The sequence below is a fragment of the Gordonia otitidis genome (assembly GCF_020735545.1).
GTDB classification, from domain to species: Bacteria; Actinomycetota; Actinomycetes; order Mycobacteriales; family Mycobacteriaceae; genus Gordonia; species Gordonia otitidis.
The window spans coordinates 644,076-658,832 of record NZ_CP085974.1 but is presented as its reverse complement, the minus strand read 5'-3'; the positions used below and the strand labels follow the sequence as shown (position 1 = coordinate 658,832).

The 14,757-nt window shown below is 64.3% G+C and carries 11 protein-coding genes and 1 pseudogene; 9 read left to right on the top strand and 3 right to left on the bottom strand.

Features of this window, described 5'->3' with window-relative positions:
* Position 1: 1 nt before the first annotated feature.
* On the bottom strand, positions 2 to 1,072 hold the full coding sequence (locus tag LK459_RS02935; RefSeq protein ID WP_227921695.1) for a ferredoxin reductase: 1,071 nt from the start codon (positions 1,070 to 1,072) through the stop codon (positions 2 to 4).
* Between the two features lie 223 nt (positions 1,073 to 1,295).
* Entirely contained in the window at positions 1,296 to 1,814 is a 519-nt protein-coding gene (locus LK459_RS02930) for a MarR family winged helix-turn-helix transcriptional regulator (protein WP_227921693.1), read from the bottom strand.
* A gap of 122 nt (positions 1,815 to 1,936) precedes the next feature.
* On the opposite strand from LK459_RS02930, the gene LK459_RS02925 reads away from it, so the two are divergent.
* The 7 genes from LK459_RS02925 to LK459_RS02895 all read left to right on the top strand — a co-directional run bounded on the left by LK459_RS02925 (position 1,937) and on the right by LK459_RS02895 (position 10,199).
* Positions 1,937 to 3,745 (top strand): ABC transporter ATP-binding protein, encoded by a 1,809-nt coding sequence (locus tag LK459_RS02925; protein WP_227921691.1) that lies wholly within the window; start codon positions 1,937 to 1,939, stop codon positions 3,743 to 3,745.
* 316 nt (positions 3,746 to 4,061) lie between these two features.
* Entirely contained in the window at positions 4,062 to 5,045 is a 984-nt protein-coding gene (locus LK459_RS02920; RefSeq protein WP_227921690.1) for an NADPH:quinone oxidoreductase family protein, read from the top strand.
* Between the two features lie 80 nt (positions 5,046 to 5,125).
* On the top strand, positions 5,126 to 5,809 hold the full coding sequence (locus LK459_RS02915) for a TetR family transcriptional regulator (protein ID WP_007237991.1): 684 nt from the start codon (positions 5,126 to 5,128) through the stop codon (positions 5,807 to 5,809).
* A 157-nt stretch (positions 5,810 to 5,966) separates the two neighbouring features.
* Entirely contained in the window at positions 5,967 to 7,076 is a 1,110-nt protein-coding gene (gene sfnG / locus LK459_RS02910; protein ID WP_227921688.1) for a dimethylsulfone monooxygenase SfnG, read from the top strand.
* Positions 7,077 to 7,078: 2 nt separating this feature from the next.
* A complete protein-coding gene (locus LK459_RS02905; protein ID WP_407648706.1) occupies positions 7,079 to 8,356 on the top strand; it encodes an SfnB family sulfur acquisition oxidoreductase in 1,278 nt (425 codons plus the stop codon).
* Positions 8,357 to 8,560: 204 nt separating this feature from the next.
* Positions 8,561 to 9,313, top strand: a complete 753-nt coding sequence (locus LK459_RS02900) for a hypothetical protein (RefSeq protein ID WP_227921686.1) — start codon at positions 8,561 to 8,563, stop codon at positions 9,311 to 9,313.
* Positions 9,303 to 10,199, top strand: a complete 897-nt coding sequence (locus LK459_RS02895) for a hypothetical protein (RefSeq protein ID WP_227921685.1) — start codon at positions 9,303 to 9,305, stop codon at positions 10,197 to 10,199. The genes LK459_RS02900 and LK459_RS02895 overlap by 11 nt, the downstream gene beginning before the upstream one ends.
* Positions 10,200 to 10,323: 124 nt before the next feature.
* Here LK459_RS02895 and gjpA read toward each other — a convergent pair whose 3' ends face one another.
* A complete protein-coding gene (gjpA, locus tag LK459_RS02890) occupies positions 10,324 to 12,021 on the bottom strand; it encodes an outer membrane porin GjpA (RefSeq protein ID WP_227921677.1) in 1,698 nt (565 codons plus the stop codon).
* 389 nt (positions 12,022 to 12,410) lie between these two features.
* Here gjpA and LK459_RS02885 point away from each other — a divergent pair.
* Together LK459_RS02885 and LK459_RS02880 are read left to right on the top strand one after the other, a co-directional pair.
* Positions 12,411 to 14,258, top strand: a pseudogene (locus LK459_RS02885) (fatty acyl-AMP ligase).
* Positions 14,259 to 14,285: 27 nt separating this feature from the next.
* Entirely contained in the window at positions 14,286 to 14,714 is a 429-nt protein-coding gene (locus LK459_RS02880) for a hypothetical protein (protein ID WP_227921676.1), read from the top strand.
* Positions 14,715 to 14,757 lie beyond the last annotated feature (43 nt).

Below are 14,757 nucleotides of genomic sequence, written 5' to 3'. Positions count from 1 at the left end.
CTCAAACCTCGATTTCCACGTCGCCGACCGGTGCATTGATGCACAGCTGGATCTGCTTGTCGGCTTCGGTGTCGGTGTCGCCGGTCAGCACGTTGCGTGTGCAGCCGGATTTCTTCGTTGCGACGCAGGAGAAGCAGATTCCCATGCGGCAGCCCGATGCCGGCGACAGTCCCGCCGACTCGGCCTGGTCGAGAATCGTGCGGCCGTCATTGGTCGCGCTGCGACCTGAGGCGGTGAACGTGAGTTCCCCTGACGCGGGTTCGTCGGGATCGCCGACCACCAGTGGCGCCGGGCGGAAGGACTCGCTGTGTATGCGGGCGGTGGGGTGGGCGTCCCCGAGATGGTCGGTGATCGCGTCCATCAGAGTTGTCGGGCCGCACACGAAGACGTCGGCGTCGTCGACGGGGACGTCGTCGAAGTGCTCTGGCACGAAGTGGCCGTCGGGCCCGCGGGTATAACGCAGTCTGACGTCGATGTTCGGGTGAACCGCCGCCAGCGCGCCGAGTTCGGTGGCGTAGGCGACGTCGTCGGGTGTGCGGGCGTAGTGCACGAAAGTGATCGGCCCGGTGTGCTCTGAGGCTACAAGTGTGCGCAGCATCGACAGTGTCGGCGTGACGCCGCTGCCACCGCTGACGAGCACGATCGGACTCGACGGGTCGTCGGGGAGGACGAAATCGCCGTCGGCTTGCTCGAGGCCGTAGACGTCGCCGACCCTCGCGTTGTCACGTAGGTAGGTGGAGACGAATCCGTCTTCGTGGGCCGTGATGGTCAGTTCGATCGTCTCCGATCGTCCCTGCGCATTGGCCGGCGAGAAGCATCGAACGTGCCTTACGCCGTCGATGACCACTTTGAGCTGGATGAACTGGCCGGCACGGTGGCCGCGCCACTGTCTGGTCGGTGCCAAGGTGAGGCGCACGGTTCGCGGTGTGGGTCGTGAGACCTCGACGACCTTCGCGCGCAGATCGCGCCAGGTGATCATGGGGTCGAGTAGTTCGAGGTACCGGTCGACGGGATGCGGCGAGAGGCCTGCCTCGACGATGGACCCGACCACTTCAGGTAAGCGGATGGTCATGGGGCTGTCTCCGTTCGGAGTCCGGCGTCTAACTATCTTGTCGAACACTCAGTGTACGAGTGTTCTCCCAATAGTGTTGCACGGGTTCGCCGAAAAGGGGAGTGCTGCGTCGCGATGCGGCGCGCCTCTCGGTCGACGCCCGACTGTGGCGTGCATCACAGTTGACGGTTGGGACACCGCGCAACTGGTCGGCCCTCGTATCCGGTAGGTGGCGGCTGGAGTATCACGTGTGCTGGTCGGCGTCCTTGATGTCGCTTCGGTCGCCGCGGCCGTGTCGATGATGCTCATGCTCGTCACCGTCGTGTGCGTCGGTCAGGCGCCGCAAAATGTCGCCGAGTTGTGCTCGCTCGGCATCGCTCAGGACCGCGAAGAAGTCGTCGGCGTCGACCGCCTGTGCATGCCGCAGTTCGTCGAGTACGCGCCGACCGGACTCGGTGACCCGAACACATCGGGCTCGACGATCCTGGTCGTCAGGCGAGCTCTCGGTAAGACCTCGCTGTTCGAGCCGGTCGATCACCTCCGTCGCCGAACGTGGCGCTATCCGTAGTTCCCGTGCGATCTCGCCGAGTCGAGGGTCCTGTCCGGTCCCGCCGCGTGCGACCACGCGCAGTGCCCGTACCTCGTGTGGGGACAGCTGCCATGGTTCCAAGGTCTCGAACCAGCGATGTCGAAGCCCACGTGCGGTCGTCATCACCAGGTCACGCAGTGAGTCTCGATCGCGCGCACCTCGGTCTACACCCATATAGATGAGGTTACCTCAATGATGCGCTACACTTACTGAGGAAACCTCAGTATTCTGTGTGAAAGGGGGTGGTTCGTCTGACGAGCCCCCAAACCAAGACATCACCAGGCAGACCTTCGGGTATGCCGCAGGGCGGCGGCAGGGGTCCCGCCCGACTCGACCCCGCCGACCGTGTTCAACTCGACGAGAAGCCGGTGAGTCTGCGTCGTGTCGCTGCGCTCTTCTCGACGTACCGACTTCGCATCGCGCTCGTGATGGCGTTGATCGTCGCGTCCTCGATCATCACTCTTGCCAACCCGTTTTTGGTTCGTGAGGTCATCGACCGTGCCATCCCGGAGCGCGACGTGACGCTGCTCGTGTGGGCGGTGGTCGCGATGATCGGTATCGCAGTGATCAGTTCCGTTCTCGGCGTCCTACAGACCTGGATCTCGACGTCCGTCGGGCAGCGAGTGATGCATGACCTGCGCACCCGCGTGTTCACCCATCTTCAACGACAATCACTGGGCTTCTTCACCCGTACGCGCGGTGGTGAGGTGCAGAGCCGCCTGACCAACGACATCGGCGGGATGCAGACCGTGGTCACCACCACCGCCACCTCGGTGGCCGCCAATCTCACGACGGTCGTGGGCACAGTAGTGGCCATGGTGGTCCTGAGCTGGCAGCTGTCACTGCTCTCGCTCATCGTGCTGCCGCCGGCCATCTGGCTGACTCGAACGGTCGCGAGGATGCGGCGCGAGATCACCACGAAGCGTCAGCGAACGCTCGCCGACATGCAGACCCAGATCGAGGAGTCGCTCTCGATCGGCGGCATCCACCTGGCGAAGACTCTGGGCGCCGGACCTGCACTGGCACAACGCTTCACCGATACCTCCCATACCCTCGTCGATCTCGAGGTGCGCTCGCAACTGTCAGGTCGCTGGCGGATGGCGACGATGAATCTCATCTTCGCGACCATCCCGGCGTTGCTCTATCTGGTCGCCGGATTACCGGCTACATCGGGCGGAATGACCATCGGCACACTGGTGGCGTTCACCGGTCTGCAGGCAACCCTGTTCCGGCCGTTGATGAGTCTTCTCGACGTCGGGGTCAGCATCACCAGTTCGCTGGCTCTGTTCAGCCGGATCTTCGAATACCTCGACCTGCCGGTCACCATTGACGACCCGGAACGCCCTGTCCCGCTGATGGATGTGGACGGCGCGGTCCGCTTCGACGACGTGTCGTTTCGCTATGAGGGTGCGGCGATCGATGCGCTGCAGCACATCGACATCGATGTCCCGGCGGGAGGTTCTCTGGCGCTGGTGGGTGAAACCGGTTCGGGAAAGACGACGTTGGCGTCGCTCGTCTCACGATTGCATGATGTGGACTCCGGGACGGTCAGTGTCGACGGCATCGACGTGCGAGAACTCGCACTCGCCGACCTGGCGAGGATCGTGGGTGTCGTCTCGCAGGAGACCTATCTGTTGCACGCGAGTATCCGTGACAATCTGCGCCACGCCAGGCCCGATGCGACCGACGAGCAGATCGAGCAGGCCGCCCGTGCAGCGCAGGTACACGACCTCATCGTGGCGTTGCCCGACGGATACGACACTCTCGTCGGTGCTCGGGGACACCGCTTCTCCGGAGGAGAAAAGCAACGCATCGCCTTGGCGCGCACCCTGCTGCGTGATCCTCGAATCCTCGTGCTCGACGAGGCGACCAGTGCGCTCGACAACGAGACCGAACGTGCCGTGCAGGCAGCGGTCGACGCCGCGAGTGCCGGCAGGACAACCATCACGATCGCTCACCGGTTGTCCACGGTCCGCGACGCCGACCAGATCCTGGTGCTCGACCACGGTCGGATCGCCGAGGCGGGTACGCACGCCGAACTGGTCGCCCGCGGCGGTCGCTACGCGCGCCTGCTTGCGCGTGGCGATTCGGTTGCCGCTGCGTGAGGCAGGTCGAGACGAAACGACGGCGCGCGCGTCACCTCGTCGAGACCGACCGTCGGTATGTGGGAGCGCACGTCGTCGAGCCGTCCGCGCATGGCCGGATGCACTGTCTCGGGAAGCGGCTGTCCACCGCGGTCACAGCCGATGGTGTTGAACCTGAAGTCAGATTCAACTATAGATGACTGCAGAGACGCCGGTCACGTCGATGGCCGGGTGCGAATGAACACTTGGCTGCGCATCCTGGCTCGGCGCGGAGTACCGACGCCGGCTGCAGCGGTCGGACCACGTCCGTCCCACAACCGATCCGGAGGAGAAATAGATGAAAGCCTGGCGTGTCAACGAACTCGGCGACCCGCGCGATGTGCTGACACTCGAGGAGATCGACGTGCCGGCGCCCGGCGTCGGCGAGGTCGTGGTCAAAGTACTCGCAACGCCTGCCAACTTCCCGGACGTGCTGCTCTGCCAGGGCAAGTACCAGATCAAGCCGCCGCTGCCGTTCACGCCGGGCGTCGAACTCTGCGGCGAGGTCGTCGCGGTGGGTGACGGCGTCACGCGCGCCGACGTCGGGGAACGGGTCGTCGGTACTCCGATCCTGCCGGGTGGTGCGTTCGCCGAATATGCGCTCATGAACCAGGCCAACGTATTTCACGCTCCAGAGGCACTCGACGACGCCGCAGCCGCGGCACTGACCATCGGCTACCAAACGGCTTGGTTCGCGCTGCACCGTCGGACACAGATCAGCGAGGGCGACTATCTCCTCGTTCACGCCGCGGCCGGCGGAGTCGGCAGTGCTGCGGTGCAACTCGGCAAAGCAGCGGGAGCGAAAGTGATCGGCGTCGTCGGCGGTCCTGAGAAGGCGCTCTACGCCAAGGAACTCGGTGCCGACCTGGTGGTGGATCGACACTCGGAGGGCTTCGTCTCCGCAGTCAAGGAATTCACCGACGGCCACGGCGCCGACATCGTGTTCGATCCCGTCGGGGGCGAGGCGTATGCGGGCTCGACCAAATGCATCGCTTTCGAGGGTCGCATCGTGGTCATCGGATTCGCCGGCGGAACGATTCCCACGCCCGCGCTCAACCACGCATTGATCAAGAACTACTCGATCGTCGGCCTGCACTGGGGTCTCTACCAGACCAAGAATCCGGCCGTCATCGACGAGTGTCATCGCGAACTGACCCGCCTGGCCGACAAGGGTCTGGTCACGCCACTTGTCGGTGAACGACTCGCATTCACCGATGTCGCCGACGGCGTCGGTCGCCTCGGCGACGGCACCACCGTCGGGCGAGTTGTGTTCGTACCCTGAGTGCTGACCCGTCGCGTGCCCATCTCGGATCGGCATGGCGGTCGGTCGGCGCTGACCTGCGGCAGGATAAACTCTCGGAGGTGACCAGGACCCGTCGATCTTCCACCTCACACGGTGCACGGTCGGCGGATTCGGAGAGTCGTGCCGACCGCAAGAACCGCACCCGGCAGGCGTTGCTCGACACGACACTCGATCTCGTCTCCGAACGTAGCTTCGGCAGCATCAGCCTGCGTGAGGTCGCACGTGGTGCCGGGATCGTCCCGACAGCGTTCTACAGGCATTTCGCATCCATGGAGGATCTCGGCGTCACGCTCGTCGAGGATTCGATGCGGGTTCTACGGCGAACCCTGAGGGAGGGGCGGCGCGACCTCGCTGCCCGCCAGGCTCTGCCGACCGCGAAGAGTTCGCTCGACATCCTGCTTCGACACGTCCACGACAACGAGCCGGCGTTCCGCTTCCTGATCCGCGAACAGCATGGCGGGTTGGCCGAGATCAGGCGCGCCATCGACACCGAGTTGCGACTGTTCTCGAAAGAACTCGCCATCGACCTCTCGCGTCTGCCCGACCTCGCCGAGTGGAGCGCCGACGACCTCGAACTCGCGGCCGAACTCATCGTGACGATCATGCTGACGGCGGTCGCCGACATCCTCGACGGTGAACATCGGGGCAGGGGCGCCGAATCGGCGATCATCGAGCGCACCCAACGCCAACTCGTCATCGTGTTCCTCGGAATGGCGCAGTGGGAGCCGTCCGACGAGCGCTGAGCGCCAACCCCTCGTCATCGAGCCACCATCGTCCGTGCGCCGATGTGCGCTGTCCAGTTGAATCCACTCGGATTTGAACTGTGGGCGACGCAAGTCGCGTCGTCGACACTGAACTCCATCTGTGTACCGCGGGTGCCCGCCGACCGACAGGAGTTGCATGTCCACCGAGAAGATCGCCGACGAGATCAAATTCGCGTATTGGGTTCCGAATGTGTCGGGAGGGCTCGTCACGAGCGACATCGAACAGCGCACCGGGTGGGACTTCGAGTACAACAAACGACTCGCCCGGACAGCCGAGAACAACGGATTCGAGTACGCGCTGAGTCAGGTGCGGTACGAAGCCAGTTACGGCGCCGAATTCCAGCACGAGTCAACGTCGTTCAGCCTCGCTCTGCTCGGTGCGACCGAACGACTCAAACTCATTGCGGCAGTACATCCCGGTCTCTGGCATCCGGCTGTGCTCGCGAAGTTCGGGGCCACCGCCGACATTCTGTCCGGGGGCCGCTTCGCTATCAACGTGGTGAGCGGATGGTTCAAGGACGAGTTCACGCACCTCGGCGAGCCTTGGCTCGAGCACGATGAGCGTTACCGCCGCAGTGCAGAATTCCTCGAGGTGATCCGAAAGATCTGGACCGAGGACAACGTCGACTACCGCGGTGACTTCTATCGCATCCACGACTTCACCCTCAAGCCCAAGCCACTCAACACCCCCGAACGCCCCAACCCCGAACTCTTCCAGGGCGGTAACTCCACGGCGGCACGCAACAACGGCGGTAGGTTCTCCGACTGGTACTTCTCCAACGGCAAGAGTTTCGACGGCGTCACAGAACAACTCGACGACCTGCGTGCCGTAGCGCGCGCACATGATCGTGAAGTACGGTTCGGCCTCAACGGATTCATCATCGCTCGCGACACTGAAGCCGAGGCTCGAGATACCCTCCGGGAGATCGTCGAGAAGGCGAACAAGCCTGCAGTCGAAGGATTCCGCAGTGCGGTGCAGCAGGCCGGCAGCGCGACCGGCGACAAGAAGGGAATGTGGGCCGACTCCTCGTTCGAGGATCTCGTGCAGTACAACGACGGCTTCCGCACCCAACTGATCGGCACGTCCGAACAAGTCGCCGAGCGGATCGTCGCGTATAAGAAGCTCGGGGTCGACCTCGTGCTCGGTGGGTTCCTACACTTCCAGGAAGAGATCGAGTACTTCGGACAGCGTGTGCTGCCACTCGTGCGTGAACTCGAGGCCGTCGATCGCAGCGCGACGGTGTGACAGTGTCGATTGCCGCTCACAAATCAAGGCCGACAGTCGATCTCGCGACAGTTCCCAGCAGTGCCGCGGCCGCACGGTCGAGGGCGCGGGAGGTCGCAGGGCGTATCACGGTCGACGCCGCCGAGCGCGATCGGCAGCGTCGACTCCCATACGCCGAGATCGACGATCTCACCTCCTCCGGGCTACTGGCGATCACGGTCCCGCAGCGTTTCGGTGGGCCCGACCTGGCGCCGAGCGTCGTCGCCGACGTCACTCGACTCCTCGCGGCAGCGGACCCGAACGTCGCGCAGATTCCGCACAGCCACTTCGTGTATCTGAATCTCGTGCGGCTGGCCGCGTCGGATTCGTTGGCGCAGCGCATCTTCGGAGACGTGCTCCGAGGTGGCCGGGTCGCGAACGCACAGTCCGAGCGCGGCGGGAAGACCGTGGCCGAGATCACCACCACGCTACGTCGAGATGGTGACCGATTCGTGCTCGACGGCGAGAAGTTCTACGCGACAGGCTCTCTGTTCGCCGACACCCTCGCGGTGCTCGCGCGGTTGCCCGACGACGGTGCTGAGTTCGAGGCGGGGGAGTACATCGCCTTCGTCGCCGCCGATGCTCCCGGGGTGACGATCGTCGATGATTGGGATGGACTCGGGCAGCGCACCACAGGGTCGGGCACAGTCGCGTTTGCCGACGTCGCGGTCGATCCGGGAGCCCTCATACCGAGGGCTCCCGCCGTGGCGCGGCCGACCGGTTACGGCGCATTCGCGCAGTTGCTGCACGTGGCGATAGACGTCGGTATCGCGCGGGGTGCGCTCGACGCCGCAGCCGACTTCGTACGGACAACGTCACGACCATGGTTCGAGGCCGGCGTCGACCGCGCCGACGCGGATCCGCTGACCGTGCAGCGCTTCGGTGAGCTGGGCGTCGAGGTCGCGACCGCTGAAGCGACTCTCGACGCAGCCGCTCGAGCCGTCGACGCTGCCACGGCGAACGCCCACCAGCACACCCGCGACGGGGGCCGCGACGACCAGCCCAATGACCTGGAATCGATAGCAGAGGCGTCGATCGCCGTCGCTGTCGCGAAAACTGTGGCCGACCGCGCCGCGAACAACGTGAGTTCTGCGCTGTTCGAGGTCTCGGGTACCCGCAGTGCCGCCGGCGAGCTCGCGCTCGACCGGTTCTGGCGCAACGCACGAACCCACACGTTGCACGATCCGGTTCGCTGGAAGTATCAGCACATCGGTCGATGGGTGTTGCGGGGCGAGCGGCCCCCGGCTCACGGTGTCATCTGAGCAACAGCTGGATGAGCATCGTCAAACCAGCCTGCGAGATCCGACATCACGGATATTCTCTTTCCTGTGTTCACTAATCGAACGAGGTGGTCTATCAGGCCCCCTCGGCTCGACGCAGTGCCCGGTTGTGTTGCCGATTCCTCGTTCGGAGCGGCAGGGCGGGGGTGCGGTTGAGCCGCACCGCAGGAACGGAGATGAGGAATCGTGGTTTCGACACCCCGAGATGAACCGGGGGAGGGCAGGCCGGAGGAGCAGGGCGACTTCGACCACTACGACGGTTCGACGAGTGAGTACACAGATCCGTCGATAAGCGGAACGTCGGCGTTCGGTGCGGACTACGAGGCGCCGCACCCTCCGTCTACCGGCCAAGCTCCGTACGAGCAGCCCCAGTACGCCGACTATGCGTATCCCTCATCAGGTCAGTCGTATCCGCAGCAGCCTTCCCAATCATCCATCCCACCATCGGCAGTTCCACCGATGACATATGCGCCGCCCAGATATCAGCCCGCGATGTATCCAACGTCTCCACGTCGCGACAGGTCGTTGATGATCGTGCTGATCTGCATCGCTGTGCTCCTCGTCGTCGGCCTGGTCATCGTCGGCGCGTATTTCCTACTCAATCGTGGTTCAGACTCTGCGACGGAAACACAGTCGACACCGACGGTGACACAGACGGTCAATCCGCCGCAGACATCGACCGTCACCGTCGCGCCCGCGGGCCCTCCGCCAGGTGCGGCGTCCTGTGGTGCGGGAGTGTCCGTGGGTACGTCTGTGACCAGCTGCTCATTCGCGCAAGCCGTTCGCGCCGAATATCTGCGCACCGGCGCACCGGGACAGGCCCGCGTGATCACCGCGTACAGCTCGGTCACCGGCATGAGCTACGTGATGTCGTGCACGCCCGACGGCGGCGCCGTTGTCTGCCGCGGCGGTAACGACGCGGTGGTCTATGTCTACTGACACCCGCCACCGTCGGCGGCTCGCGGGGGTGCTCGCTGTCTGCACCTTGGCTGTCGCGGGATGTTCGACGTCGCGTGGAGCCGAGGGCCAGGTCACCCCTGTCACCGTGACGGTCACCGCGTCGACCACCTCGCCGGTGGCCCCTCCGGCGACGTCGGAAGCGACTTCTGCCGGCCCGTTGTCACAGGGATTCGCGACGGTGGCGGCACAGGTCGGCATGCCGATCGGAGTCGCCATCGCACCGGTCGGCAAGGGAGCGGGGCGACCGATCATCCTGGGCGACAACTCCCCTCGCGTGGCGTGGTCGACGATCAAGGTGCCGCTTGCTGTCGCAGCCGAGCGTCAGAACGGACCGTCGACGGCAGAGTCGAATGCGATCATCAACTCCGACAACGCATCTGCCGAGTCACTGTGGTCCTCTCTCGGCAGCGACGCCGCCGCCGCACGCAAGGTCACCGCGGTGCTGCGGGAGGGTGGCGACACCCAATCGGCCGTACCCGCACAGCGATTGCGCGGCGGTTTCACCATTTTCGGCCAGACCGTGTGGCCGCTGCCCGCCGCTGCGACGTTCACCGCGCACCTCCCGTGCATGCCCGGAACCTCGCACGTCGTCTCCCTGATGGGGCAGGTTGCGGCTAATCAGCAGTGGGGTGTCGAGGTGATGTCGGCGCCCAGATCCACTGCGGTGAAGGGCGGATGGGGGCCTGATGTCGACGGTACCTACCTGGTCAGGCAGATCGGGCTGATCACATACCGTGATGGACGACAGAGTGCAGTCGCGATGAGCGCCGCGGGTGGCTCGATGTCGTCGGGTACCGCTGCGCTCAACGCGATCGCCAACTGGCTCGATCGCAACATCGCACGACTTCCTCGCGGGCGGTGTTGACAGCCCGAAATCGGTGTTGATAGCCCGAGATGAATTGTGCAGAAGAAGGGTCTGACTGCACGACCAGGGCGTCGAATTCGTGATCGAATCCGACGCCCCGGTGTGCCAAGTCAGGACCTGCGCCCTAGCTCCTCGCTGTCGAGTCCCCCGAACCGCCAGAGGAACTCGACGTCGAGCCACCGGTCGACGTCGAGCCGGATGGCGAGCTAGACGAGGCGCCGGACGACGTCGCGGATGCCTCTTCGCTGGAATCCGATGTGCCCGTCGATGCGGCTCCGGTGGCCGAACCCGAGGTCGGCGACGCGCCTGCGTCCGAAGGGGTCGACGACTCGGACGCGCCAGTCGACTTCTCTCCGCCGGTCGTCGATGGTGCCGAGGGCTCCGGCGTCGACGATCCGCCGATCGACGGAGTTGTCGACGACGTGTCTGCTGCCGACGATTCCGTCGCTGCAGTCGTGGCGCCCGCCGACTGACCGGTGGAATCCTGTTGATCCGCTTCGGCTTTTTCTCTTGCGGCAGAGGGACTCTGGTCCGTGGCGGCGACGGCTGAGTGCTTCGCCGACTCGGTGGCCTCGAGCTGCACTGCGGTCGTTGTCACTGCCGGAGCAGCGGTCTTGTCGTTAGTGGCTGTATCGCTGTCAGACGGTGTCGCGGAATCCTTGTTGCCCAACAGGGTGTCTGCCAGTTTCTGGATCGCTGCGGCCCAGTTGGCGGGGGCGTCATCGCTGACTGTGGGGAACTGGAGCCCCGACAGCGGAGGAACGACCTTGCCGCTCTTGCCATCCCAACCATCGCCCAGAAGAGCGCCGACGGTCTGGCCAAGACCTTGCATTGCACCGATTGGCCCAACTGCTTGCCCGGGAATCGGTATCTCGATTCCGTTGAGGTCGACTCCCAACCCAATGCTGTTCAAGATGGATCCGCCCGGCGCCGTGATCTTGGTGCCGTCTGGGCCCTCGTACGGATCGCGACCGATCGAGCCGGGTGTGAACAGGCCGCCGAAAGCCACATCAAGGGAGTTGAGCTTGGTGGTTCCCATGAGGCCGCTGTCGTTGATGAGCGGCGTGAGAGCGGTGAGATCGAGTGTGGCGCCGTTGAACACGGCACCGACTACGTTGGCCGGCGCGGAGAACACGTCGGAGAAGACAGCATCCGGATCGCCCGCCTGAATGGCCGCTGCGATGGCGATACCGCTGTTGAGTACAGCGACTGCCGGGCTGACGACCGGTCCGATGAGGCCCATGAGCACGCCACTCATCGGTGATGCCAGCACGTTGACGACTGCACTGATCGTTTCCGGATCGATTGCACCGCCTGCGGGGAGGAGTGATGGCAGCAGGGTCATCACGAGTCCGTGCAGCCCCTCAACGGAGTGGGTCTTCATGGTGTCGAGCGTGTCGCCGCTGGCACCGATTCCGGTCACACCGGCGATGACGGACTCGAGGTTGGCCCGCATCTCCTTGAGTACGTCGTCGGCCTTCGACGGATCGTTGAGGACCTCGTTGAGGTAGCGCGCTTGGTTGACGATCACCTGTTGAAGCGGCAGGCCCGGAGCCAGAAAGTAGTTGTCCGCCAACGTCGCAGCGTTCTTCGACGCCGTGTTGAACGCCTCGATGTAGGGTTCGAGCGGTTTCCAGTCGGCGGCGAGGCGCACGGTTGCCTCGGTCGCCTTGTATGCGGTGGGTACCTCGGAGTGGACACCTGGTGCGACCGCCAGGATGCTTGCCCCGGCGAGAGCGACACCGGCGGCGGCCCAGGTTCGAGAAAAGGACTTAGGAACTTCGACATCGCCTCGCAAGGCGACGGGAGCGGAACGCGGCACGGACTCTCCTCTGAATGAATACAACATCGTGGGTGCTGTCTGAACGTAGAGCCAGACGAAGCTGAGAGGACCCTGATTCAGGAAATTTCCTTTCGTGCACAAACGATTAACCAGTCATCGCTCGCCAATTTGTATCATTAAACATGCAGGTCAACGACCCTCCGCCGCTTAGCGATAGTTGGTCGATGATTCGCGATATTTCGCTACGGCTCGGTGGGTTTGCTGGCTCGTCTATCCCGGAAATCGAGGAATGTGCCTGTGCGCGGCCGATTGCCGGGTAACGTCCGTCGGTACCCGACGACCGTGGCCGCGCTCTCAGTGCGACACGAGTCGTCCCACGGAGCCGCGGGTGGTCGCGGTACCGAGATCACGATCGACAAAGGTGGCCGATGCCCAAGCATGCAAAACTCGCCGAAGACACCCTGCTCGAGCTGCTCCGGGAGCGTGCCGAGCGCTACGACGACAAGGTGGCGTTCGGCTTCTCCTATGAAGGCGACGGTGACCAATCGAGCGAGCTGACGTTCCGTGACCTCGACACCAAGGCGCGAGCGATCGCCGCTGAACTCTAGCGAAAGGGTGCCACAGGCGAGCGGGTGTTGGTGCTGTGTAGACCCGGATTGAACCATATCGCAGGGTTTTTCGGCTGCATCTATGCGGGAGCAGTGGCGGTTCCCGTGCACGAGCGCCTGGCACCGCGTCTCTCGTCTGTCGTGCCGGATGCGCGTGCCCGCTTCGCTCTGGGCGTGTCGGAGACGCAGCCCGCTATCAAATCCATGCTCGACACGTTGGACGAGGGTGGAGATCTGGTCTGGGGGCTGATGGACACAGTGTCCGCCGATGTCGAGAACTGGGTTGCCCCGGACATCGACGCCACGACGATCGCGATGATCCAATACACCTCTGGCTCGACCACTATCCCCAAAGGTGTTGTGCTGACGCATGAGAACCTCATGCGCAACATGGAGGCCATTCGTGCTTCGTGGGACAACAGCGACTCCGATGTCGGTGCATTCTGGCTCCCATCCCACCACGACATGGGTCTGATCGGCGGAGTGCTGTCGATGATCTACCTGGGCTGTACTGCTCACTTCATGTCGCCGACGGCGTTCATCAAGCGGCCGATGGCGTGGATGGAAGCGCTATCACGCTGCGGGGCAACGTATACGGTGGCACCGAACTTCGCCTACGAGATGTGTATCCAGCACAGCACGCCGGAACAGCGAGCGGCGCTGGATCTTTCACGCCTACACACGGCGATGAACGGCGCCGAGCCGGTGCAGGAGTCGACGTTGCGGCGGTTTGCCGATGCCTTCGCGCCCGCGGGGTTCGCCGCGGAGTCCTTCTCTGCGGTCTACGGATTGGCCGAGGCGACGCTCCTGGTATCCGGCCATCACACATCGACGCCGCCGCGTACTCTGCATCTAGATCGCATGTCGCTCACGGAAGACAGGGTCGTCGAGAGTGGTGATCCGACGCACGCGATGGCGGTTGTCGGATGCGGTACGCCGCAGGCCGGCGAAGTCGAGATCGTCGACCCGGTGACACGCATGCGGTGTCGGGAAAATGAGGTCGGTGAGATCTGGTGCGCGGGAACGAGCGTCGGCGCCGGCTATTGGCGTCGACCGGAGGAGACCGAGCATGCTTTCCGTGCAGTGATCGCTGATACGGGAGAAGGTCACTTCCTGCGCACCGGTGACCTCGGCTTCCTACACGACGGTGAACTGTTCATCACGGGGCGTTGCAAAGATCTCATCGTGATCCGCGGCGGCAACCATTACCCCAACGACATCGAGTTCACCGTGCAGGAATGTCACGCGGCTCTACTGCCCGGTCGGGGAGCGACCTTCGCGTTCACACCCGGACTGCGAGCGGAAGAACGGCTCGTCATCGTTCAGGAGGTTCAGGTGGACCAGGGTGAAGCCGGTGTGCTCGACGAACATGACCTGGCCGGAGTCATCGACAACATACGTATCGCCGTCGTCGACCGCTACGGCATCGATCCACATTCGGTTCTGCTCGTCCGGCCACAATCGATTCCCACGACCTCGAGCGGAAAGATCCAGCGCGGGCAGTGCCGACAGCAGTTTCTCGACGACGCCTTGGCGCAGGTCGCGTCGTGGCAGACAGCCTCGTCCGTTGACGACCTCGCGCGAGCGAGAGAACTCGAGAAAGCCGTGGCGGGCGCCGAACTGGTACGGCTCGCGATCGCTACCGGCGGCGTCGCCAGGGAGGGCTGACGCCGATCGCTGACAGCACCGGGATGTGTGCCGACGGCACCGTGTTTCGCCCCGACGGCACCGCGTATCGCGTCGAGGGCACCGTGTTTCGCGTCGACGGCACCGAGTTGTGCGTCGACGGGCACCGCGTCCCGCGTCGAGGGCACCGCGTCCCGCGTCGAGGGCACCGCGTCCCGCGTCGAGGGCACCGTGTTTCGCGTCGAGGGCACGTACATGTCCCGCGAACTCTGCGGAGTTGTGGCGGGAGGGACGGTGCTGTCGGCGTTGAATCTGGTGCTGTCGGCGATGAACCTGGTGCTGTCGGCGCGAAGTCTGGTGCTGTCGGCGTTGAACCTGGTGCTGTCGGCGTTGAACCTGGTGCTGTCGGCGCGAAATCTGGTGCTGTCGGCGCGAAATCTGGTGCTGTCGGCGTCGAAGCCGGTGCCGTCAACGCGGAATCCGGGGCCGTCAGCGTGATCGAGTTGTGATGCCCCTGGCATCGCGAGCTGCGCCTGAGCGT

Coding starts and splice junctions, on each gene's coding strand:
- sfnG (WP_227921688.1), top strand. CDS start 5,967: ATGTCCACCGAGAAGATCGCCGACGAGATCAAATTCGCGTATTGGGTT.
- LK459_RS02930 (WP_227921693.1), bottom strand. CDS start 1,814: ATGGGTGTAGACCGAGGTGCGCGCGATCGAGACTCACTGCGTGACCTG.
- LK459_RS02935 (WP_227921695.1), bottom strand. CDS start 1,072: ATGACCATCCGCTTACCTGAAGTGGTCGGGTCCATCGTCGAGGCAGGC.
- LK459_RS02925 (WP_227921691.1), top strand. CDS start 1,937: ATGCCGCAGGGCGGCGGCAGGGGTCCCGCCCGACTCGACCCCGCCGAC.
- LK459_RS02920 (WP_227921690.1), top strand. CDS start 4,062: ATGAAAGCCTGGCGTGTCAACGAACTCGGCGACCCGCGCGATGTGCTG.
- LK459_RS02895 (WP_227921685.1), top strand. CDS start 9,303: ATGTCTACTGACACCCGCCACCGTCGGCGGCTCGCGGGGGTGCTCGCT.